Below are 22,347 nucleotides of genomic sequence, written 5' to 3'. Positions count from 1 at the left end.
GCCATCTTTCTGAAACATTCCGAAACTTTCGGTACGAAGAGGTGGGCTTATATGGCACCGAAGAGGCACCTTGCGGTGGCCGTGGTGGCGGCGCTGACCGCCCTGGGTCTGGTCGCCTGCTCCGGCGGGGACGACGGCGGCGCCGAGGCCGGCGGCGACGTCACGATGGACTTCTGGCACAACGCCACGACCGGGCCGGGCAAGGCGTTCTGGGAGAAGACGGTGGCCGACTTCCAGACCGCCCACCCGAACGTCAAGATCAAGATCCAGCAGCTGCAGAACGAGGACCTCGACGGCAAGCTGCAGACCGCGCTGAACTCCGGTTCCGCGCCCGACATCTTCCTGCAGCGCGGCGGCGGCAAGATGGCCGCGATGGTCGAGGCCGGCCAGCTCAAGGACATCACCGGCGACATCAGCGCCGAGACCAAGCAGGCGGTCGGCGAGGCGGCGCTCAAGACCGGGCAGGTCGACGGCAAGGCGTACGCGGTGCCGGTCGCGATCCTCCCGGGCGGTCTCTGGTACAGCAAGGACCTGTTCACCAAGGCCGGCGTCACCTCCACACCGGCCAGCCTGGACGACCTCAACCAGGCGGTCACCAAGCTCAAGGCGGCCGGCTCGCCGGTCGCGCTGGGCGCCAAGGACGCCTGGCCCGCCGCCCACTGGTACTACTTCTTCGCCCTGCGCGCCTGCAGCCCGGCCACCCTGGACGCGACCGCCAAGGACAAGAACTTCAGCGACCCCTGCTGGACCACGGCGGGGGAGAACCTGAAGGCCTTCGCCGACACGAAGCCGTTCCAGGAGGGCTTCCTGACCACCTCGGCGCAGCAGGGCGCGGGCAGCTCGGCCGGCCTGATCGCCAACCACAAGGCGAGCATGGAGCTGATGGGCGCCTGGAACCCGGGCGTGATCGCGTCCCTGACCAAGGACACCAAACCGCTGCCCGACCTGGGCTGGTTCCCGTTCCCGTCGGTGCCCGGCGGGCAGGGCGACCCGGCCGCGGTGATGGGTGGCGCGGACGGTTACTCCTGCGCGGCCGACGCGCCGAAGGAGTGCTCCGACTTCCTGAACTACATCCTCACCAAGGACGTGCAGGAGGGCTACTACAAGGCCTTCAACGCGCCGCCGGTCAACAAGGACGCCCAGGGCGCGGTCACCGAGGAGTACCTGAAGGCGGTGCTCGACGCGTACAACAAGGCGCCGTACGTGTCGCAGTGGCTGGACACCCTGTACGGCCAGAACGTCGGCAACGCCCTGAACGTCGGCGTGGTGAACCTGCTCGCCGGCAAGGGCGACGTCGCCGGGATCATCCAGGCCGTCAACGACGCCGCCAAGAAGGGCTGAGGGGCTTGGTGGCAGTGACACCGGGCACGCGTGTCCGGGCCGGGGGTGGCGTCACCGCGCCATCGCCGGCCCGGCGCCGCCGGCGCGGCATCGGCTGGGCACAGCGGCTGGAGATCGCGGCGCTGTCCGGCCCGGCGGTCCTGATGTTCCTCGGCTTCGTGATCGCCCCGGTCGCGATGGCCGCCTACTACGGCTTCTACCGGTGGAAGGGGTTCGGGCCGCCGACGAACTTCGTCGGGTTCGACAACTACGTCACGATCTTCCAGGACAAGCTGTTCCACGACGCGCTGTGGCACAACGCCCAGATCGTCGTGCTGTCGCTGGCGTTGCAGGGCCCGATCGCACTCGGTCTGGCGTTGCTGCTGAACCGGCGGATGCGCGGGCAGTCGATCATCCGGGTGCTGATCTTCGTCCCGTACGTGATCGCCGAAGTCATCGTGGGAACGGCCTTCGCCCTGCTGCTGCAGGCCGGCGGCGCGGTCAACGGCATCCTGCGGTCCGTCGGCCTGGGCGGGCTCGCCGCGGACTGGCTGGCCGATCCGGACCTGTCCCTGTGGACCCTGATGGGGATCCTGACCTGGAAGTACGTCGGGTTCGCGGTGATCCTGTTCCTGGCCGGGATGCAGAACATCCCGGAAGAGCTGTCCGAGGCCGCTGCGATCGACGGCGCGTCGTACTGGCAGACCCAGTGGCGGATCACCCTGCCGCTGCTCGCCCCCACCATCCGGATCTGGGGCTTCCTGTCGATCATCGGCGCGCTGCAGTTGTTCGACCTGGTCTACATCATCTGGGGCCAGTACGTCGCGTCGACCGCCGGCACCTCGACCATGGTGACGTACATGGTCGCCGAGGGCCGCAACGCGGGCAACTACGGGTACGGCAGCGCCGTGGCGGTCGTGCTCTTCAGCATCTCCATGTTCATCGCGCTGATCTACCAGCGCTTCGTGCTGCGCAGGGACACTCAGGATGGCCAGTGAATCCCGGCGGGGCAATCCCGCCGTCTACGCCGCCGCCCTGGCGCTGATCGGCGTCATGCTCGGGCCGGTCCTCTACATCATCATCGGCGGTTTCCGGACCAACTCGCAGATCACCATCGATCCCGCCGGCCTGCCCGACCCGTGGCAGTTCGGCAACTACACCGATGTGCTGGCCAGCGACGTGTTCTGGCGGCAGGCCGGCAACTCGACGATCGCGGCCGGGGTGACCACCGCCGGCGTCGTGGTGCTCGGCGTGATGGCCAGTTACGTGCTGGCCCGCTACCGGTTCCGGGGGCGCGGCGCGCTGTACGCGCTGTTCGCCGCCGGGCTGATGTTCCCGATGACGGTCGCCATCACCCCGCTCTACATCCTGATCAAGAACCTGGGCCTGGTGAACACCCTGCCCGGTGTCATCCTTCCGCAGATCGCGTTCGGGCTGCCCACCACGATCATCATCCTGGTGCCGTTCCTGCGGGCGATCCCGCGGGAGATCGAGGAGGCGGCGGCGATCGACCGGTGCAGCCGGCTCGGGTTCTTCTGGCGGATGGTGCTGCCGCTGTCGGTGCCCGGCCTGATCACCACCGGCATCCTGGCGTTCATCAACAGCTGGAACAGCTACCTGCTGCCCCTGTTCATCCTCAACGACCAGGACAGTTTCACCCTGCCGCTGGGCGTGCAGGCGTTCACGTCGCAGTACTCGGTGGACACCGCGAAGGTGCTGGCGTTCACTTCACTGTCGATGATCCCGGCGCTGGTGTTCTTCAGCCTGTTCGAACGCCGCATCGTGGGCGGCCTGACCGGCGCGGTCAAAGGATGAGCCTCATGGAAGCACGCGACCCACAGAAAGGGCACCCAGACATGACATCCCAGCTGCACGTGGCGACCACCGGATCCGACGACGCGGACGGCTCGGCCGAGCGGCCGTTGCGGACCATCAACCGGGCGGCGGCGCTGGCCCGGCCCGGGGACACCGTGGTGGTGCACGCCGGAGAGTACCGGGAGTGGGTGACACCCCGGCGCGGCGGTCTCAGCGACAGCCGCCGCATCACCTACCAGGCCGCCGAGGGCGAGCACGTCGTCATCAAGGGCTCCGAGCGGATCACCGGCTGGGAGCCCGACGGCGGGACCGTGTGGAAGGCGATCGTGCCGAACGCGCTGTTCGGCGACTTCAACCCGTTCGCCGAGGAGATCGCCGGCGACTGGATCGTCTACGCCGAGGGCGCGCCCCGCAGGCACCTCGGCGACGTCTACCTCAACGGCGTCAGCTTCTACGAGGCCGGCTCCCGCGCCGAGGTGTCCGAGCCGGAGAAGCGCACCGAGGCCCTGGACGCGTGGACCGGCGCCACCGACCGGGTCCGCGACCCGGAGCGGACGCTGCTCGTCTGGTACGCCGAGGTGGCGGCGGAGACGACCACGATCTGGGCCAACTTCCAGGGCGCCGACCCGAACGTGGAACTGACCGAGGTCAACGTACGCCGCTCGGTCTTCTATCCGCTCGTCCCGCACCTGAACTACATCACGGTGCGCGGTTTCGAGCTGGCCCAGGCGGCCACCCCGTGGACGCCGCCGACCGCCGACCAGCCCGGCCTGATCGGCCCCCACTGGGCCAAGGGCTGGATCATCGAGGACAACCACATCCACGACGCGAAGTGCTCGGCCATCGCGATCGGCAAGGAGGCGTCGACCGGTCACCACTACGCCACCGAGCGCGGCGACAAGCCCGGCTACCAGTACCAGCTGGAGTCGGTCTTCGCGGCCCGGCAGATCGGCTGGGACCGCGAGCACATCGGCTCGCACATCATCCGCCGCAACCACATCCACGACTGCGGGCAGAACGGCATCGTCGGGCACCTGGGCTGCGTGTTCTCCACCATCGAGGACAACCACATCCATCACATCGCGATCAAGCGGGAGTTCTACGGGTACGAGATCGGCGGCATCAAGCTGCACGCGGCGATCGACGTGGAGATCCGGCACAACCGCATCCACGACTGCTCGCTCGGCACCTGGCTGGACTGGCAGACCCAGGGCACCCGGGTCTCCCGCAACGTCTACCACGACAACAACCGGGACCTGTTCATCGAGGTCAGCCACGGCCCGTTCCTCGTCGACCACAACGTCCTCGCCTCGCCGGCGGCGATCGAGCTGTGGAGCCAGGGCGGGGCGTTCGTCAACAACCTGGTCCTCGGCACGGTGTGGCTGGAGCCGGTGATGGACCGGGCGACGCCGTACCACCTGCCGCACAGCACCCAGGTCGCCGGGTACGCGTTCATCGTCGGCGGTGACGACCGGTGGATCGGCAACCTGTTCGTCGGCGGGGACCCGGCGGCGGCGTACGGGGCCAAACCCGAAGGGCAGTCCCCGGCGTACGCGGGCACCGCCGGTTACGACGGGTACCCGGCGTCGTTCGCCGAGTACCTGCAGCGCATCGACGAGCAGCCGCCCGGCGACCACCAGCGGTTCCTCAACGTCAAGCAGGCGGTGTACGCCCGGCGCAACGTCTACGCCGCCGGGGCCCGCCCGTTCGCCGGCGAGGACGGCCCGGTGCTCCTGGACGGCGGCTCCGCCACCGTCGTCACCGACGGCGACGAGGTGTACCTGGTCACCGACCTGCCGGACGGCCTGTACGCCGCCGACGCGGCCCCGGTCGCCGGCCGGGACCTGGAGCGGGTGCGGTTCGCCGACGCCGAGTTCGAGGAGCGGGACGGCAGCCCCGCGGTGATCGCCACCGACGTGACCGGCGCCGCCAAGGACCCGGAGCGGACATATCCGGCGGGCCCGCTGGCCGGCCTCACCGCCGGCACCCGCCGCACCCGCCTCTGGTGACCCCTCCCGCGTGTGGAGTTCGGCCGCTATGCGCGCCCGAACTCCACACGCGCGGCAGCTCGCCACCCTGCTCCGCGCCGAGGGCATCCGCTGACCCCGCCGTCCGCTCGGTCCGCTGCCTACCATCCGGCTGGTTCTCACGGCTGTCTCCCGCCCGTCGAGACAGCCGTGAGAACCCGCCGCACAAGATCCACCGCCCGGCCGGGCCCGGCGCAGCTGTGGGTCAGCGCGCGAAGCGGGGGCGAAGAGAGAGCGCGGATCGGTTGCAGAGCCGGCCGGGGTGGGAAATCGGCTGATCAGAGGACGGGGGACCGGCCGTACGCCCATTGTGGGGTCGGGTGTGCGGGTGGTCGGGAGTGTGTCAGTGGACACGTAGGGGACATTAAGCCGTCATCGTTCATTTAGCGGCCGTAGGTTCGATAGCCGTCCCGGACGGCTCAGCGGCGTGCGCCCGGCTGACATCGGACCGGAGAAGTGGAGCGCGCTCGGTGACTGTGACGACGGACCTGCGACTGATCGAACTACCCGACATCGACCTGCTGCCGGACCTGGAGGCGGCGGGGACGGCGGAGACGCCGGCGGTGTTCCGGACCCGGTCGGTGCCGGTGCGGCGCACGCTCGTCGACATCCTCGACGCGACGGTGGAGGCGCATCCGGGGGCGCGGGCCATCGACACCGACGGGCGGACGCTGACCTACCGGGAGCTGGCGGCCGAGGTCGCGGCGCTGCGGGCGGTGCTGCACGGGCACGGGATCGGCGTGGGGGACCGGGTCGGCATCCGGATCTCCTCGGGTACGGCGGACCTCTACCTGGCGATCCTCGGGGTCCTGGCGGCCGGGGCGGCGTACGTGCCGGTGGACGCGGACGACCCGGACGAACGGGCCGAGCTGGTGTTCGCCGAGGCGGGCGTGTGCGCGGTGCTGGGCGACGGGCTGGACGTGTCGGTACGGCGTACCCCGCAAGGAAGGACCGTCCGGCCGCAACCCGGCGACGACGCCTGGATCATCTTCACCTCCGGCTCCACCGGCACCCCGAAGGGGGTCGCGGTGCCGCACGGCGCCGCCGCCGCGTTCGTCGACGCCGAGGCGCAGCTGTTCCTCGCCGACGAGGACACCGAGCCGCTCGGGGAGTCCGACCGCGTGCTGGCCGGGCTGTCGGTGGCGTTCGACGCGTCCTGCGAGGAGATGTGGCTGGCCTGGCGGCACGGCGCCTGCCTGGTGCCGGCCGCCCGGTCGCTGGTGCGCAGCGGCGTCGACCTGGGTCCGTGGCTGGCGGGGCAGCGCATCACCGTCGTCTCCACGGTTCCGACGCTGGCCGCGTTGTGGCCGGTCGGCGCGCTCGAGGACGTCCGGCTGCTGATCTTCGGCGGGGAGGCGTGCCCGCCGGAGCTGGCGGAGCGGCTCGCCGTCGAGGGGCGCGAGCTGTGGAACACGTACGGGCCGACCGAGGCGACGGTGGTGGCCTGCGCGGCCCGGATGACGGGGGAGGGGCCGGTCCGGATCGGGCTGCCGCTGGCCGGCTGGGAACTCGCCGTCGTCGACCCGTCCGGGGTTCCGGTGGCGATGGGGGAGACCGGCGAGCTGGTGATCGGCGGCGTGGGCCTGGCACGGTACCTGGACGCCGCCAAGGACGCCGAGAAGTTCGCGCCGCTGCCCGCCCTCGACTGGTCCCGGGCGTACCGCAGCGGCGACATCGTCCGCGCCGAGCCGGAGGGCCTGCTGTTCCTCGGGCGCGGCGACGAGCAGGTGAAACTCGGCGGCCGCCGGATCGAGCTGGGTGAGGTGGACGCCGCGTTGCAGGCGCTGCCGTACGTGGCCGGCGCGGCCGCCGCCGTGAAGCGGACCGCCGGCGGCAACCAGCTCCTGGTCGGTTACCTGGTGACCCGGGACGGGTTCGACCTCGCCGCCGCCACCGAACGGATCCGGGAGCAGCTCCCGGCCGCGCTGGTGCCGCTGCTGGCGGTGATCGAGGACCTGCCGACCCGTACGTCCGGGAAGGTGGACCGCGCCGCCCTGCCGTGGCCGCTCGCCGTCACCGGCGCCGCGGACGCCGCCGCGCTGACCGCCACCGAGGAATGGCTGGCCGGCGGCTGGGAGGAGATCCTCGGGGTCCGCCCGGCCGAGGCCGCCGCCGACTTCTTCAGCAGCGGCGGCAGCAGCCTGAACGCCGCCCAGCTGGTCGCCTGGATCCGGCAGGCCCAGCCGCGGGTGTCGGTCGCCGACGTCTACCAGAACCCGCGGCTGTCCGCGATGGCGGCGGTCCTCGACTCACTCGGCACCGAGGCCGCGGTCCGCCGCGAGATCAAGCCCACCCCCCGGCGTACGGGGTTCGTCCAGGCGCTGCTGATGCTGCCGATGCTGGCGCTGGTCGGGCTGCGCTGGCTGACCATCGTCGCCGCGCTCGGCAAGGTCACCGGGATCGCCCCGGGCGTGTCCTGGTGGGGGATCGGGGCGGCCTGGCTGCTGCTGTTCAGCCCGCCCGGCCGGATCGGCATGGCGGCCGGCGCGGCCCGGCTGCTGCTGCGCGGCGTCGGCCCCGGCGAGTACCCGCGCGGCGGCAGCGTCCACGTGCGGCTGTGGGCCGCGGAACGGTTCGCCGAGCTGACCGGCGCGACCGGTGTCGCCGGCGCCGGCTGGATGATCACCTACGCGAAGGCGCTCGGCGCCCGGCTCGGCCAGGACGTCGACCTGCACTCCGCGCCGCCGGTCACCGGGTTGCTGAAACTGGGCCGCGGCGCGGCGATCGAGCCGGAGGTCGACCTGTCCGGCCACTGGGTCGACGGTGACGTGGTCCGGATCGGCATGGTCCGGGTCGGCGCGGGCGGCCGGGTCGGCGCCCGCAGCACCCTGATGCCGGGCGCCCGGATCGGCAAGAACGCGAAGATCGCCGCCGGGTCGACGGTCACCGGGGCGGTCCCGGCGGGCCGGCGCTGGGCCGGCTCACCCGCGGTCCCGATGCCGGACAAGGGCGCGACGGCCTGGCCGCAGCAGCGCCCGGCCCGGGGCCGCTCCTGGGTGGCCGTCTACAGCGTCACCGCGCAGCTGCTCGGCCTGCTCCCGGCGGTGGCGGCGCTGCCCGCGCTGGCCCTGCTCGGCTGGGCGTGGGGCGACGCCGGCCGGATGGCGGCCGCCGTCCCCGCCGCGTCGGCCGGCTACCTGCTGACCTACGCCCTGATCGTGCTCGTCGCGGTCCGGCTGCTCAGCATCGGCCTGAAGGAGGGCTTCCACCCGGTCCGCGGCCGGGTGGCGTGGCAGGTGTGGACCACCGAGCACCTGATGGGGATGGCCCGGGTCGCGCTGTTCCCGATCTATTCGAGCCTGTTCACGCCGGTGTGGCTGCGGCTGCTCGGCGCCAAGGTGGGCCGCCGGGTGGAGATGTCCACGGTGCTCGCCGTCCCGGCGATGACGACTGTCGACGACGGGGCGTTCCTGGCCGACGACACCATGGTCGCCACGTACGAGCTGAGCCACGGCTGGCTGCGGGTGGCTCCGGCCCGGATCGGCAAGCAGGCGTTCCTCGGCAACTCCGGGATGGCCGCGCCGGGCCGGTCGGTGCCCAAGCGCGGGCTGGTCGGAGTGCTGTCGTCGGCGCCGCGCAAGGCGAAGAAGGGCTCGTCCTGGCTGGGCGCGCCGCCGATGCCGCTGCGCCGGACAGTCGAGGCCGCCGACGCCAGCCGCACCTTCGACCCGCCGCTGCGGCTCAAGGTCGCCCGGGCGCTGATCGAACTGTGCCGGATCGTCCCGGTGGTCGCCGCCGGCGCCCTCGCCGTCACGGTCCTCGGGGCTCTCGCCACGATCTGGCAGACGTACGGGCTGCCGGCCGCCGCGCTGGCCGCCGGCCCGGTGCTGCTGGCCGCCGCGATCGTCGCCGGGCTCACCGCGACCGCCGCGAAATGGCTGCTGGTGGGCAGGTTCCGGGTCACCGAACGGGCGCTGTGGACGTCGTTCGTCTGGCGCAACGAGCTGGCCGACACGTTCGTCGAGGTGCTCGCCGCGCCGTGGCTGCTCCGGTTCGCCACCGGCACCCCGCTGCTCACCCTCTGGATGCGGACCCTCGGCGCCAAGATCGGCCGGGGAGTGTGGCTGGAGACCCTGTGGCTGCCCGAGTACGATCTGGTCCGGCTCGGCGAGGGCGCGACCGTGAACAGGGGGTGCGTGGTGCAGACCCACCTGTTCCATGATCGGATCATGAGCATGGATGCTGTCACCCTGGGCGCGGGCGCCACCCTCGGCCCGCACGGCATCGTGCTGCCCGGCGCCCGCATCGGCGCCCGCACCACCGTGGGCCCCGGCTCGCTGGTCACCCGCGGCGACGCGGTGCCCGAGGACTCCCGCTGGCTCGGCAACCCGATCGCGACCTGGCCGGCGACGGCCGCACGCCGGGCATGACCCCACCGGCCGGGCCGGTCGCCGCCTCGCCGGGCGCCGACCGTTCGACCGACCCGTACCTCCCGGAGCACGGCAACGGCGGCTACCGGGTGCTGCACTACGACCTGAACCTGGACTACCGGGTGGTGTCGAACCGGCTGACCGGCCGGGCCGTCGTCACCGCCCGGGCCGGGCAGCCGCTGTCCCGGTTCACCCTGGACCTGGCGTCCCGGCTGCGGGTGCAGGAGGTGCGCGTCGACGGCCGGCCCGCCAAGTTCGACCACCGGCCGGGGAAACTGCGCGTCAAACCGGACCGGCCGATCGGTTACGGCGCGACCTTCAAGGCCGAGATCCGGTACGCGGGCAAGCCCGGTCCCGTCTCCGGCCGGTGGGGTGACATCGGCTGGGACCATCTGTCCGACGGGGTGCTGGTGGCGAGCCAGCCGAACGGGGCGCCGTCCTGGTTCCCGTGCAACGACCGGCCCGGCGACAAGGCCACTTTCCTGGTCACGTTCACCGCCGCGTCGGCGTACACCGTGCTGGTCACCGGCGACCTGGTGTCCCGGCGGCGGGCGGCCGGCAGCACCACCTGGGTGTACGAACGCGAGGAGCCGACCGCGCCGTACCTGATGAGCGTCCAGATCGGGCGGTACGACCTGGTCGAGCTGGCCGCCGGGCCGGTCGTCCAGCGGGCCGCGATCACCCCGCGGGCCCGGACCGCCGTGGACCGTGACTTCGGCCGGCAGGGCGAGATCATGGCGGTCCTGACGCGGCTGTTCGGGCCGTACCCGTTCCGGGAGTACGTGGTCGTAGTGACCGCCGACGAGCTGGACGACCCGGTCGAGGCGCAGGGCATGGCCGTCTTCGGGCGCAATCATGTCGACGGGCGGCGCACCCACGAACGGCTCGTCGTGCACGAACTCGCCCACCAGTGGTTCGGCAACAGCCTCACGGTCGCCGACTGGCGGCACATCTGGCTCAACGAGGGCTTCGCCACGTACGCCGAATGGTTGTGGTCCGGAGCCTCCGGCGGCCCGTCCACGAACGCCCACGCCGCCCAGTGGCACGCCTGGGTCGCGGTGCAGCCGGCCACCCTCGCCGTCGCCGACCCCGGCGTGGACCGCATGTTCGACACCGTCGTCTACAAGCGCGGCGCGCTGGCCCTGCACGCGTTGCGCGCCCGGGTCGGCGAACAGGCGTTCTTCGCGCTGCTGCGCTCCTGGGTGGCCGAGCACCGGCACCGGACCGTGACCACGGCCCAGTTCCGTGAGCACGCGGCCCGGTTCTCGGCGGCGCCCCTGGACGACCTGTTCACCGCGTGGCTGGACCGCCCGGCCCTGCCGCCGCTGCCCGTGGTGCGCTGACCGGGGCGGGCGTCACCCGTACGCCGGCGCGCGGCCGAGGACGATCCGCTGGGCGTCGCGCAGTTCGGCGCCGGGGTCGATGCCCAGCTCGTCGGCGAGGCGCCGGCGGATCCCGTCGAACGCCAGCAGCGCCATCGCCTGCTGTCCGGTGCCGGCGAGGGTGACCACGAGCCGGGCGTGCAGGCCCTCGTGCCAGACGTGCCGGGCGGCCAGTCGCCGGACCCGGGGCAGCACCTCCGGCAGCCGGCGCAGCGACTCGCCCAGCCGGGCCAGCCGGATGGTGGCCTCGACGAGCTCGTCGTCCAGGGCGGTGACCAGCGGATCCCCGTCCAGTTCCGGGACGTCCGGGACGGCGTGGTCGCCGCGCCACAGGTCGAGGGCGCCGCGCAGCAGATCGAACGCCAGGCCGGGCGGGGCCGGGGTCCGCCGCCACCGTTCCAGCCGCCGCCGGAACTCCAGGATGTCGATCTGGTCGTCGCCGGTGTTCAGGCAGTAGCCGCCCGGCGTCAGCGTCACCGTCGGCGGCCCGTCCCCGCCGAGGTGCCGGCGCAGGCGGCTGACGTGGGCCTGCAACCCGTTGAGGGCGTTTGCCGGTGGCTCGCCCGGCCAGATCAGCCGGATCAGCTCCCCGGTGCTCACCGGCTGGCCGGGGGTGAGCGCCAGGCGGGCCAGCACCACCCGGTGCCCGCCGGGTTTCATCGTGACCGGGGTGCCGGCCCGGGTCAGCAGCAGCGGCCCGAGCAGCGCGATCCCGGCCCGGCCGGACGGGACGGCTGGCTCCGGGCGGGGCCGCCGTGCCGAGCCGGCGAGCCGCCGGCGCTGCCCGGAGTCGAGTTGCAAGGCCTCGGCGAGCGCGGCGATGGACACCGCCTTCGGGTGGCGGCTCCGTCCCTGTTCCAGGTCGCGCACCGTGCCGACGCCGAGGCCGGCCCGGGCGGCCGCCTGATGCTGGGTCAGGCCCAGGCGCTGTCGTGCGGTGCGAATCCGATGACCGATGGTGTCGTCCACAGTCCTGTCCCCCGTGACCTGTGTGATCCCCCTGTAGCGGACCGTCCGACCGTAGTACGGGCCGGGTACGGGCAGTGACCCCTAAGCACCGCGTAAGGGGTACCCCTCATGCTTCCCCTGTGCCCCGGTGAGACGGGGAAATCAATCGACGAACATCGATCAACAGTCCTATCGGGACATTGATACGGGGGAGCCGTGCGACGACGTCATCGAGCACTGCGGGCGGGCCTGGTGCTGGCCCTGATCGGGGTGGCCGCGCCCACCCTCGCCGGGCCGGCCGCGCCCGCGTCCGCCGACACCGTCCGGGCCTGCGACCCGGCCGGCAGCACCAGCGCCGACGCGCGGATCGCCCGGGACCTCAACAGCCGGCTCACCGGCGGGCTGCGCGGCTACATGACCGCCTACCGGGTGTCCTGCGCCCGGGTCGTCGCCGCCGCGGTCCGGGCCCGCGGCCTGGACCAGCGAGCCGCCGAGATCGCCATCACCACCGTCGTGGTGGAGACGACGCTGCGGAACCTGCCCGGCGGCGACCGGGACAGCGTGGGCCTCTTCCAGCAGCGGCCCTCGCAGGGGTGGGGCACGGTGGAGCAGATCCTGGACCCGGAGTACGCCACCGGCAGGTTCCTGGACAAGATGCTGCGGGTCCTCGACGGCGGCTGGCGTACCGAGCCGATCGGCAAGGTCTGCCAGGCCGTGCAGATCTCCGGGGTGCCGGAGGCCTACTACGAGGACACGGCGGACGGGGTGGCCATCGCCGCCGCCGTCTGGCAGCCGCCCGCGCCGGTGACGCACTCGCAGCCGGCCGCGGTCTACGAGGACGACACGGCGGTCACCCAGGCGTTCGGCCGCGGCCTCGACGGCGGCCTGACCAACACGCGCCGGCTGGCGAACGGCACCTGGTCGGCGTGGTCCACGATCGGCACCTGGAAGATCGCCGGTAACCCGGTGCCGGTGTATCAGCCGAACACCAGGACCGTCGAGGTGTTCGCCCGCGGCAACGACGGCCGGCTCGTGCACGTCTGGGAGGGTGACTCCGGCTGGTCGGTGTGGGGCAACATCGGCACCTGGAAGATCAAGGGCGACCCGGTCGCCGTCTACCAGCCGAACACCAAGACCACCGAGGTGTTCGCCCGGGGCAGCGGTGACGAGCTGATCCACACCTGGCGCAAGGCCGGCGGCACCTGGTCGGACTGGGGCGCCATCGGCACCTGGAAGCTGAACGGGTCGCCGGTCGCCGTCCATCAGCCGAACACCGGCAGCACCGAGGTCTTCGCCCGGGGCAACGACAACCGGCTGATCCACACCTGGCGCAAGCCGGACGGCACCTGGTCGGACTGGGGCGGCATCGGCGAGTGGCACATCACCAGCGACCCGGTCGCGGTGTATCAGCCGAACACCACGGTCACCGAGGTGTTCGCCCGGGGCAGCGGCGACGAGCTGGTGCACACCTGGCGCAACCCGAACGGCACCTGGGGCGACTGGGACGCCATCGGCGCCTGGGACATCGACGGTGACCCGACGGCGGTGTACCAGTCCCACCTCGGCGTCACCGAGGTGTTCGCCAAGGGCAACGACGACCGGCTGATCCACACCTGGCGCAACCCGGACGGCACGTGGGGCGCCTGGGACACGATCGGCGCCACCACGATCACCAGCGACCCGGTCGCGGTGTACCAGCCGAGCACCAGGACCACCGAGGTGTTCGCCCGCGGCGCCGACGGCGAGCTGGCCCACACCTGGCGCGCGGCCAACGGCGCCTGGGACGCCTGGGACGCCATCGGCGCCTGGCGACTGAGCTGACAGCGATCAACCCGCACCCATCTTCTCGCGAGGTGAAAGATCATGAGTAATCCGCCCACATCGATTTCGGCCCGCCGGCGCACCGCGTGGGCCGCGCTGGCCGGCACCGCCGTCGCCACCCTCCTGACCGTCCCGTTCGCCCCGTCGCCTGCCGTGGCCGCGACGATCCGCGAGACCATCGTCAGCAAGGCCACCGGCCAGCTCGGCAACGACGCCTGCGGCGGCCAGGAGTACTTCGACAGTTGCGGCATGAACTGGTGCGCCGAGTTCGCCCGCTGGGTCTGGGACCGGGCCGGCGTCGACGACATCAAGGGCCTCAACGGCTGGGCACAGTCCTTCAAGAAGTACGGCGAGGACCGCGGCCTGTTCCACAGCCGCGCCAGCGGATACACCCCGCAGGCCGGCGACGCGATCGTCTTCGACTGGAACCACGACTCCGGCGACGCCCACCCGATCGACCACGTCGCCATCGTGACCGGCGTCAGCGGCGGCGAGGTCAAGACGATCGGCGGCAACCAGGGGGGCGGAGGCATGTACAACTCCATCGTCAGCCGGGGCAGCTTCGCCCTGTCCGACGTCGACATCATCGGTTACTCGGAGCCCGACATCCCGGCGACGCCCGCCCCGGACGCGGCGCACCCGCAGCCGGCCGCGGTCTACGAGGACGACACGGCGGTCACCCAGGCGTTCGGCCGCGGCCTCGACGGCGGCCTGACCAACACGCGCCGGCTGGCGAACGGCACCTGGTCGGCGTGGTCCACGATCGGCACCTGGAAGATCGCCGGCAGCCCGGTCCCGGTGTATCAGCCGAACACCAGGACCGTCGAGGTGTTCGCCCGCGGCAACGACGGCCGCCTGGTGCACGTCTGGGAGGGTGACAACGGCTGGTCGGTGTGGGGCAACATCGGCACCTGGAAGATCAAGGGCGACCCGGTCGCCGTCTACCAGCCGAACACCAAGACCACCGAGGTGTTCGCCCGGGGCAGCGGCGACGAGCTGATCCACACCTGGCGCAAGCCGGACGGCACCTGGTCCGAGTGGGGCGTGATCGGCACCTGGAAGCTCAACGGCGCGCCGGTCGCGGTGTACCAGCCGAACACCGGCAGCACCGAGGTCTTCGCCCGGGGCAACGACCACCGGCTCATCCACACCTGGCGCAAGCCGGACGGCACCTGGTCGGACTGGGGCGGCATCGGCGCCTGGCACATCACCAGCGACCCGTCGCCGGTCTACCAGCCCAACACCGGCACCACCGAGGTCTTCGTCCGCGGCACCATGGGCGAACTCATCCACACCTGGCGCAACCCGGACGGCACCTGGTCGGCGTGGGACGCGATCGGCGCCTGGGAGATCGACGGCGACCCGGTCGCGGTGTACCAGGAGCACCTGGGGATCACCGAGGTCTTCGCCAAGGGCAACGACGACCGGCTGATCCACACCTGGCGCAACCCGAACGGCACCTGGGGCGCCTGGGACACGATCGGCACCACCAAGATCACCAGCGACCCGGTGGCGGTCTACCAGGCGAACACGGACACCACCGAGGTGTTCGGCCGCGGCGCCGACGGCAGGCTCACCCACACCTGGCGCGCGACCAACGGCACCTGGGACACCTGGAGCAACATCGGGACCTGGCAGCTCAGCTGACCTGCCGAAGCTGTGACGGGGCGCACCGGTGATCCGGTGCGCCCTTCCCCGTACGCTCCCTCGGATGAGCATCGGTAAAGGTGAGATCGCGCCCGACTTCGAGCACCCCGACCAGGACGGCACGCCGCGGCGGCTGAGCGAGCTGGTCGCGGACGGGCCCGTCGTCCTCTTCTTCTACCCCGGGGCGATGACCCGGGGCTGCACCGCCGAGGCCTGCAACTTCCGGGACCTGGCGGCGGAGTACCGGGAGGCCGGCGTGCAGCGGGTCGGCATCAGCAAGGACCCGGTCGCCAAACAGAAGGAATTCGCCGAGACGTACGGCTTCGACTACCCGCTCCTGTCCGACCCGGACTCGGCGACCATCGCGGCGTACGGCGTCAGGCGCAAGCTGGGTCTCGGCCCGCTGACCACCAAGCGGATGACGTTCGTGATCGGCGCCGACCGCAAGATCCTCGACGTGATCCACAGCGAGCTCGACATGAACCAGCACGCCGCGCAGGCCCTGCAGGTGGCGAAGGCCGCCGCGGATCGTCCATGATCGACGGATGCCTCGCCTGGGAAACATCCTGTCGTACCGGTCCAGCGGCTCGATCCTGAGCATCAACTCGAAGGATTCGATCCTGTCGGTCGGGTCCTACGGGTCGATCCTCTCGGTGGCGTCGTTCGGCTCCGTGCTCTCGGTCGCCTCGGTGGCGTCGTTCGGATCGGTGCTCTCGGTCGGGTCGTTCGGGTCGATCCTGGCCGTCGGCGCGTTCGGCTCGGCGATGGCGATCGGCTCCCCGGTCATCGCGGGAGCCGTCGCCGTTGCCGTCGCCGCCGGGCTGCTGATCCTCGGGCGGATCACCAGGTCCCTGACGGCGGCTCAGTGACGGATCAGCCGAGGCGCCAGAGCTGGGCGCCGAGGCCGTTGCAGGGGTACAGCGACAGGCGGGCGCCGTTCGCGGTGTTCCACTCGAAGTTGTCCAGGCAGCTGTTGCCGGCGACGTTGCGCAGCGACATCCAGCCGCTGCCCCGGTCCTGCACGATCCACTGCTGGCCGGTGGAGCCGTTGCAGGTGTAGAGGCCGACGTCGGCGTTCGACGCGGTGGTGCCGGTCAGGTTGGCCAGGCAGGTGCCGGTGTTGCGGTTGCGGATCTCGTAGTAGGCGCCGTTCCGGTAGTTCAGCTCGAACTGCTGGGCCGTGCCGCCGTTGCAGTCGTACAGCTTGACCAGGGCGCCGAGCGTGGTGTCCCGGTTGTAGTTGTCGACGCACCGGTTGCTGTACTGGCCCCGGATCCCCGGGTTGGTGACGGTGCTCGGAATCGGCTGGCCGAAGAACGGGTCGCCGTTCTCCCGCCAGAGCAACTGCTGGACGCGGGTGTGCCGGTTCGGGTCCTGCAAGGCGTCCGGCGTCGGGGTGGCGTAGTCGCGGGCGTGGTACACCAGCATGTCGGTGACGCCGTCCTCGGCGACGGTGAAGCTGCCGTGGCCCGGGCCGTACACGCCGTTGGCGGTCTGGAACACCGGGTTCGGGTGCTTGTACCAGGACGCCGGGTTGAGCAGGTCGGCGGTGTCCCAGGAGGACAGCAGGCCCAGCTTGTACCGGGAGTCGGTGGCCGACGCCGAGTACGCGATGTAGACGCGGCCGTTCTTGACCAGCGGCGACGGCCCCTCGACCACGCCGGCGACGCCCTCCTTCTCCCACGCGACGGTGGGCCGGGCGATCTCCACGGCGGTGCCGGTGATGGCGGTCGGGCCGTTCATCCGCGCCAGGTACATGTGGCTGTTGAAGCTGGTCGACGGGCTGTCCTGGGCCCACGCGAAGTACCGGACGCCCTTGTTGACGAAGACTGCCGCGTCCAGCTGGAACGACTCCCAGCCGGTGTTGAACCGCTGCGGCGCGCTCCAGGTGCCGGTCATCGGGTTCGCGCTGGTGTTGCGGATCCAGTAGAGCCTCTGGTCGAAGACGGCGGTGCTGGGCGACGCGGAGAAGTACATGTACCAGGCGCCGTCGATGTACTGGATGTCCGGCGCCCAGATCCAGCCGCTGAGCGCGCCGCTGGACGGGGCGACGAACGCGTTGGAGGTGGCGGCGGCGCCGAGGCCCTGGAGGGTGGTGGCCCGGCGCAGCTCGACGCGCTTGTAGTCGGGCACCGAGGCGGTCATGTAGTAGTAGCCGTCGGTGTGCTTGTAGATCGCGGTGTCGGCACGCTGCTGGACGACCGGATTCTTCACGGAGATGAACTGGGCGGACGCCGGCGCGGCGAACCCGGCCAGCATCACCACCGCGAGGGCCAGCACGCTGGTGACCTTGCGACGGAGGCGAGCGGGGAGACCCATCGTGACTTCCTTGAGGACGGGGGAAGGGAATGTGTGATCGTTAACATGCACGTCGATTCGACGTTCGTCAAGAAACATCCGCGAAATCTTGTTACGAAAGTCGATTCCTCGTAGCATGCCGGAAACTGTTGTGAGCGTTAACGGAAGGACTGCGCATGCGCGCCCGAAGTCTCGTCACCGCGGTGCTGACCGTGCTCACGCTCGTCGTGTCCCTGGCGGCCGTGCCCACGCCGGCCGGCGCCGCGCCCGGCGCGACCTTTCAGAACCCGGTCGTCGGCGCCCCGAACAGCGCCGACCCGTGGCTCGGCTACCACAACGGCAGCTATTACTACGCGGCGACGACGTGGACCGGCAAGATTCTGATCCGCAAGTCGGCCACCCTCGCCGGGCTGAAGACCGCGGCCGAGACGACCGTGTTCACCATGTCGCAGCCGAACGCCGTGTCGAACATGTGGGCGCCGAGCCTGCACCTGCTCAACGGGCCGAACGGCCGCCGCTGGTACCTGTACTACTCGGCCGGCCCGTCCGCCTGCTGCGGCGGCCAGCGCCAGCACGTCCTGGAGAGCGCCGGGACCGATCCGATGGGCCCGTACACGTACAAGGGCGCCCTGGTCCTGATGCCGAACAACGGCTGGTCGATCGACGGCAGCGTGATGAGCGTCGGCGGCGTCGACTACTTCGTGTACTCGGCGTTCAACAACAACCTCGGCTTCGAGAACGGCGGCCTGCAGAGCCTCTACATCACCCGGCTGACCAACCCGTGGACGCCGGCCGCGCTCGGCGCCCTGATCTCCGAACCGACCCTGGCCTGGGAACGGGTCGGTAACCCGGTCAACGAGGGGCCGTTCGTGCTGCAGCGCAACGGCAGGACGTTCCTCACGTACTCGGCCAGCTACTGCGGCACCCCGGACTACAAGATCGGGGCGCTCGAGCTCACCGGCACGAACCCGCTGAGCCGCTCGTCGTGGACCAAGACGGCGAACCCGCTGTTCCAGCGCAGTGACGCCAACGGCGTGTTCGGCCCGGCCCACCACAGCTTCTTCACGTCGCCGGACGGGACCGAGGACTGGATCGTCTACCACGCCAACGACGCCGCGTCGCAGGGCTGCGGCACCACCCGGACCAGCCGCGCCCAGCGGATCTCCTGGAACCCGGACGGCACCCCGAACCTGGGCGTCCCGGTCTCCACCGCGACGGTCCTGGCCGGGCCGTCCGGTGAGCTCGGCAACCCGGGCGCGGTCACGGTCCAGCGGATCCAGTCGTACAACTTCCCGGACCGGTACGTACGGCACAGCAACTACGCCACCCGCATCGACGCGAACGTGTCCCCGGCGCTCGATGCCCAGTTCCGGGTGGTCCCGGGCCTGGCCGACAGCGCTGCGGTGTCGTTCGAGTCGGTGAACTTCCCCGGCCACTACCTGCGGCACGACAACTACGTGCTGCGCCTCGCGGCGAACACCGGGTCGGCGACGTTCCGGCAGGACGCCACGTTCCGGAAGGTCGCGGGCCTGGCGGACGCGGGATGGTCGTCGTTCCAGTCGTACAACTTCCCGGACCGCTACCTCCGGCACAGCGACTACGTGCTCCGCATCGACCCGATCACCACGGCCGCCGGCCGCGCCGACGCGACGTTCCGCTTGGGCTAGGACGGGGTGAGGCCCGGAGATCAACGGTGGAGTGGTTAGGTTAGGCTGCCCTCACTCCACAGTTGATCGGAAGGTCGCTCCACCATGCGCTACACCGTTTCGTCGCGGGCCCGGTCCTTCGCGGCCGCCGCCCTCGTCGCCGTCGTCACCCTGACCGGATGCTCCAGCGGGGACGACAAGGCCACGGCGACGGCGGGCGGCGCCGCGACCCACGCCGTCGAGCACGCCCGCGGCACCGCGCAGGTTCCGGCCGACCCGCAGCGCGTGGTCGTCCTGGAGCCCCTCGAACTCGACACCGCCGTCGCCGCGGGCGTCACCCCGGTCGGCGCGGCCGTCGCCAGCAACACCAGCGGCCTGCCGAAGTACCTCGGCGTCGACGGCGTCGCCCCGGTCGGCACCGTGCCCGAGCCCGACCTGGAGGCGATCGCCGCCCTCAAGCCCGACCTGATCCTCGGCACCGAGTCCCGGCACTCCAAGCTCTACGACCAGCTCGCCTCGGTCGCCCCGACCGTCTTCATGAAGTCCCAGTCCGACCCTTGGCAGGACAACGCCCTGCTCGTCGGCAAGGCCCTGAACCGCGAGGACAAGGTCAAGAGCCTGCTCGGCGAATACCGGGCGCGGTGTACGGCGATCAAGGACAAGTACGCCGTCGGTGGCCGGACCGCGCAGCTCGTCCGGCCGCGGGACGAGACGACGCTGAGCCTGTACGGCCCGGTGTCGTTCGCCGGCAGCACCCTGCAGTGCGCCGGCTTCACCATCCCGGAACAGGAGTGGAAGGACGGGCTGCAGGCCGACATCTCCCCGGAGAACATCGCGAAGGCCAAGGCCGACCACGTCTTCGTCACCACCGCCGACGTCGGCGACACCAGCACGATCCCGGCCGCGATCCGCGACAACAAGGCCGACTTCCCGGCGGTGACCCTCGTCGACACCACGTACTGGATCTCCGGTGTCGGCCCGAAGGGCGCCCAGAAGGTCCTCGACGACATCGAGAAGTACCTCGCCGCGAAGAAGTGACAGTCACCGACCCACCGATGACGGCACGCCGGCGGCGTCATGCCGCCGGCATCACCGTCATCCTGGCCGCCCTCGCCGTCGTGCTGCTGCTGTCCCTGGCGGTCGGCGCGAACCCGCTCCCCCCGGACGTCGTCTGGGACACCCTGCGCGGCGGCGGTGACGCCCAGTCCCGGTACGTCGTCAACGACCTGCGGATACCCCGTACCGTCACCGGGATCGCCGCCGGCGTCGCCCTCGGCGTCGCCGGCGCGCTGATCCAGGCGTTCACCCGCAACCCGCTAGCCGACCCCGGCATCCTCGGCGTCAACGCGGGCGCGGCGTTCGCGGTCGCCGTCGGCGTCGCGTTCCTCGGCATCCGCGACATCGCCGGCTTCGTGTGGCTGGCGTTCCTCGGCGCGCTCCTCGTCACCCTCGCCGTCTACGTCATCGGGTCGTCCGGCCGCGGCGCCGCCGACCCGATCCGGCTCACCCTCGCCGGGGTCGCGCTCGGCGCCGTCTTCTCCGGCATCACCACCGGCCTGGCCCTCAGCGACCCGGACGCCTTCGACGCCATGCGCGGCTGGAACGCCGGCTCGCTGCTCGGCCGCGACTTCGGCGTGCTGCTGCCGGTCGTGCCGTTCCTGGTCGCCGGGGTGGCCGTCGCGGTGCTGGTCGCGCCCGGCCTGAACTCTCTGGCCCTCGGCGAGGACGTGGCCCGTGGACAGGGCGTGAACGTGCGCGGCATCCGGATCGCGGTGATCGTCGCGGTCACCCTGCTCTGCGGTACGGCGACCGCGCTCGCCGGCCCGATCTCGTTCGTCGGGCTGATGGTCCCGCACGTCGCCCGCTGGCTGTTCGGCGCCGACCAGCGGGTCATCCTGGCCGTGTCGATCGTGCTCGCGCCCACCGTGATCCTGCTCGCCGACGTCATCGGGCGGGTGCTGATCGCGCCCGCCGAGATGCCGGTCGGGATCGTCACCGCCTTCGTCGGCGCGCCCGTCCTCATCGTCCTGGCCCGCCGCCGGAGAGCGAGGGGCCTGTGATCAGCGTGTCGGCACGCCGCCGCAGCCTCCTCGCCGGCGCCGCGCTCCTGGCGGTGATCCTGCTGGTGGCGGTGCTGTCGCTGGGGCTCGGGTCGTACCCGCTCACCCCGGGACAGGTCGTACGGGCGCTGCTCGGGCAGGGCGGGGAACTCGACCGGACGGTCGTTCTGCAGTGGCGGTCACCCCGTACCCTCGCAGCGGTCCTGATCGGGGGTGTCCTCGCGATCGCGGGCGCCCTGTTCCAGAGCGTCACCCGCAACCCCCTGGCGAGCCCGGACGTGCTCGGGCTCGCCAACGGCGCGTTCGCCGGGATGCTGTTCGCCGTCGTCGCCGGGGCCGCGAGCTGGTCGCTGCTGACCCTCGGGGCGGTCCTCGGCGGGGCGGTCGCGGCGGCGGTGATCTGGCTGCTCGCCCAGACCGGCGGGGTCACCGGCTTCCGGCTGATCATCGTCGGGATCGGGGTGTCGGCGCTGCTGTCGTCGGTCAACACCTGGCTGCTGCTGCAGGTGGAACTGGAGACGGCGATGTTCGCGTCGGCGTGGGGCGCGGGCTCGCTCAACGGGGTCGGCGCGGACGCGGTCCGGGGCGCGGCGCTCTGCGCGCTGCCGCTGGCCGGCTTGCTGTTCCTGGTCAGCCCGGCGCTGCGGCAGCTCGACCTGGGAGACGACGCGGCTGCCGCGTCGGGGGTGCGGACGGACGCCGTACGCCGCACGGTTCTGATCGTCGCCGTCGCCCTCGTCTCGATCGCCACCGCGGTGGCCGGGCCGGTCGCGTTCATCGCCCTCGCCGCGCCGCAGATCGCCCGGCGGCTCGCCCGCACCCCGTATCTGCCGCTCGGCGTGTCCGCCCTGACCGGCGGCGTGCTGCTGCTCGTCTCCGACGTCATCGCGCAGCACGTGCTGCCGATCGCGCTGCCGGTCGGCGTCGTGACCGTCTCGGTCGGTGGCGTCTACCTCGTCACCATGATCGTCCGGGAGATCCGCCGCCGTGCCTGAGACCTACGACCACGAGGT

At 71.6% G+C, this 22,347-nt stretch carries 16 protein-coding genes; 14 read left to right on the top strand and 2 right to left on the bottom strand.

What is annotated here, in order from left to right:
- The first annotated feature begins 51 nt into the window (after nt 1-51).
- The 6 genes from ACZ3II_RS26240 to ACZ3II_RS26215 all read left to right on the top strand — a co-directional run bounded on the left by ACZ3II_RS26240 (nt 52) and on the right by ACZ3II_RS26215 (nt 10,875).
- Nucleotides 52-1,341, top strand: coding sequence for an ABC transporter substrate-binding protein (locus ACZ3II_RS26240; protein WP_465520387.1), 1,290 nt, complete (start codon nt 52-54; stop codon nt 1,339-1,341).
- Between the two features lie 8 nt (nt 1,342-1,349).
- Entirely contained in the window at nt 1,350-2,318 is a 969-nt protein-coding gene (locus ACZ3II_RS26235; protein ID WP_465520386.1) for a carbohydrate ABC transporter permease, read from the top strand.
- Nucleotides 2,308-3,135: a carbohydrate ABC transporter permease gene (locus ACZ3II_RS26230; protein WP_465520385.1), complete on the top strand. Its 828-nt coding sequence runs from the start codon at nt 2,308-2,310 to the stop codon at nt 3,133-3,135. The genes ACZ3II_RS26235 and ACZ3II_RS26230 overlap by 11 nt, the downstream gene beginning before the upstream one ends.
- 41 nt (nt 3,136-3,176) lie before the next feature.
- A complete protein-coding gene (locus ACZ3II_RS26225) occupies nt 3,177-5,144 on the top strand; it encodes a right-handed parallel beta-helix repeat-containing protein (RefSeq protein ID WP_465520384.1) in 1,968 nt (655 codons plus the stop codon).
- A gap of 488 nt (nt 5,145-5,632) precedes the next feature.
- The gene (locus tag ACZ3II_RS26220) at nt 5,633-9,532 is read left to right on the top strand and encodes a Pls/PosA family non-ribosomal peptide synthetase (protein WP_465520383.1); all 3,900 of its coding nucleotides are present in this window, start codon (nt 5,633-5,635) and stop codon (nt 9,530-9,532) included.
- Nucleotides 9,529-10,875, top strand: coding sequence for a M1 family metallopeptidase (locus ACZ3II_RS26215; RefSeq protein WP_465520382.1), 1,347 nt, complete (start codon nt 9,529-9,531; stop codon nt 10,873-10,875). The genes ACZ3II_RS26220 and ACZ3II_RS26215 overlap by 4 nt, the downstream gene beginning before the upstream one ends.
- 12 nt (nt 10,876-10,887) lie before the next feature.
- On the opposite strand, the gene ACZ3II_RS26210 is transcribed toward ACZ3II_RS26215, so the two are convergent.
- Nucleotides 10,888-11,883 (bottom strand): BTAD domain-containing putative transcriptional regulator, encoded by a 996-nt coding sequence (locus tag ACZ3II_RS26210; RefSeq protein ID WP_465520381.1) that lies wholly within the window; start codon nt 11,881-11,883, stop codon nt 10,888-10,890.
- A 195-nt stretch (nt 11,884-12,078) separates the two neighbouring features.
- Here ACZ3II_RS26210 and ACZ3II_RS26205 point away from each other — a divergent pair, with 195 nt between their 5' ends.
- From ACZ3II_RS26205 to ACZ3II_RS26190, 4 genes are all read left to right on the top strand, one after another.
- Nucleotides 12,079-13,683: a PLL family lectin gene (locus ACZ3II_RS26205; RefSeq protein ID WP_465520380.1), complete on the top strand. Its 1,605-nt coding sequence runs from the start codon at nt 12,079-12,081 to the stop codon at nt 13,681-13,683.
- A gap of 42 nt (nt 13,684-13,725) precedes the next feature.
- Complete coding sequence (locus ACZ3II_RS26200; protein WP_465520379.1) at nt 13,726-15,330, top strand: DUF8189 domain-containing protein; 1,605 nt, start codon at nt 13,726-13,728, stop codon at nt 15,328-15,330.
- Between the two features lie 64 nt (nt 15,331-15,394).
- The gene (locus tag ACZ3II_RS26195; protein WP_465520378.1) at nt 15,395-15,868 is read left to right on the top strand and encodes a peroxiredoxin; all 474 of its coding nucleotides are present in this window, start codon (nt 15,395-15,397) and stop codon (nt 15,866-15,868) included.
- 7 nt (nt 15,869-15,875) lie between these two features.
- A complete protein-coding gene (locus tag ACZ3II_RS26190) occupies nt 15,876-16,199 on the top strand; it encodes a hypothetical protein (protein WP_465520377.1) in 324 nt (107 codons plus the stop codon).
- Nucleotides 16,200-16,203: 4 nt separating this feature from the next.
- Here ACZ3II_RS26190 and ACZ3II_RS26185 read toward each other — a convergent pair whose 3' ends face one another.
- Nucleotides 16,204-17,649, bottom strand: a complete 1,446-nt coding sequence (locus ACZ3II_RS26185) for a family 43 glycosylhydrolase (RefSeq protein WP_465520376.1) — start codon at nt 17,647-17,649, stop codon at nt 16,204-16,206.
- A gap of 155 nt (nt 17,650-17,804) precedes the next feature.
- On the opposite strand from ACZ3II_RS26185, the gene ACZ3II_RS26180 reads away from it, so the two are divergent.
- From ACZ3II_RS26180 to ACZ3II_RS26165, 4 genes are all read left to right on the top strand, one after another.
- Nucleotides 17,805-19,295, top strand: coding sequence for a family 43 glycosylhydrolase (locus ACZ3II_RS26180; protein WP_465520375.1), 1,491 nt, complete (start codon nt 17,805-17,807; stop codon nt 19,293-19,295).
- Nucleotides 19,296-19,379: 84 nt separating this feature from the next.
- Nucleotides 19,380-20,312, top strand: a complete 933-nt coding sequence (locus ACZ3II_RS26175; protein ID WP_465520374.1) for an ABC transporter substrate-binding protein — start codon at nt 19,380-19,382, stop codon at nt 20,310-20,312.
- Nucleotides 20,313-20,329: 17 nt separating this feature from the next.
- Nucleotides 20,330-21,334 (top strand): FecCD family ABC transporter permease, encoded by a 1,005-nt coding sequence (locus tag ACZ3II_RS26170; protein WP_465520373.1) that lies wholly within the window; start codon nt 20,330-20,332, stop codon nt 21,332-21,334.
- A complete protein-coding gene (locus ACZ3II_RS26165) occupies nt 21,331-22,329 on the top strand; it encodes a FecCD family ABC transporter permease (RefSeq protein WP_465520372.1) in 999 nt (332 codons plus the stop codon). Before ACZ3II_RS26170 ends, ACZ3II_RS26165 begins: the two co-directional genes overlap by 4 nt.
- Nucleotides 22,330-22,347 lie beyond the last annotated feature (18 nt).

This window comes from Actinoplanes sp. NPDC019969 (assembly GCF_055562375.1).
This window is presented reverse-complemented; position numbering and strand designations above follow the sequence as displayed.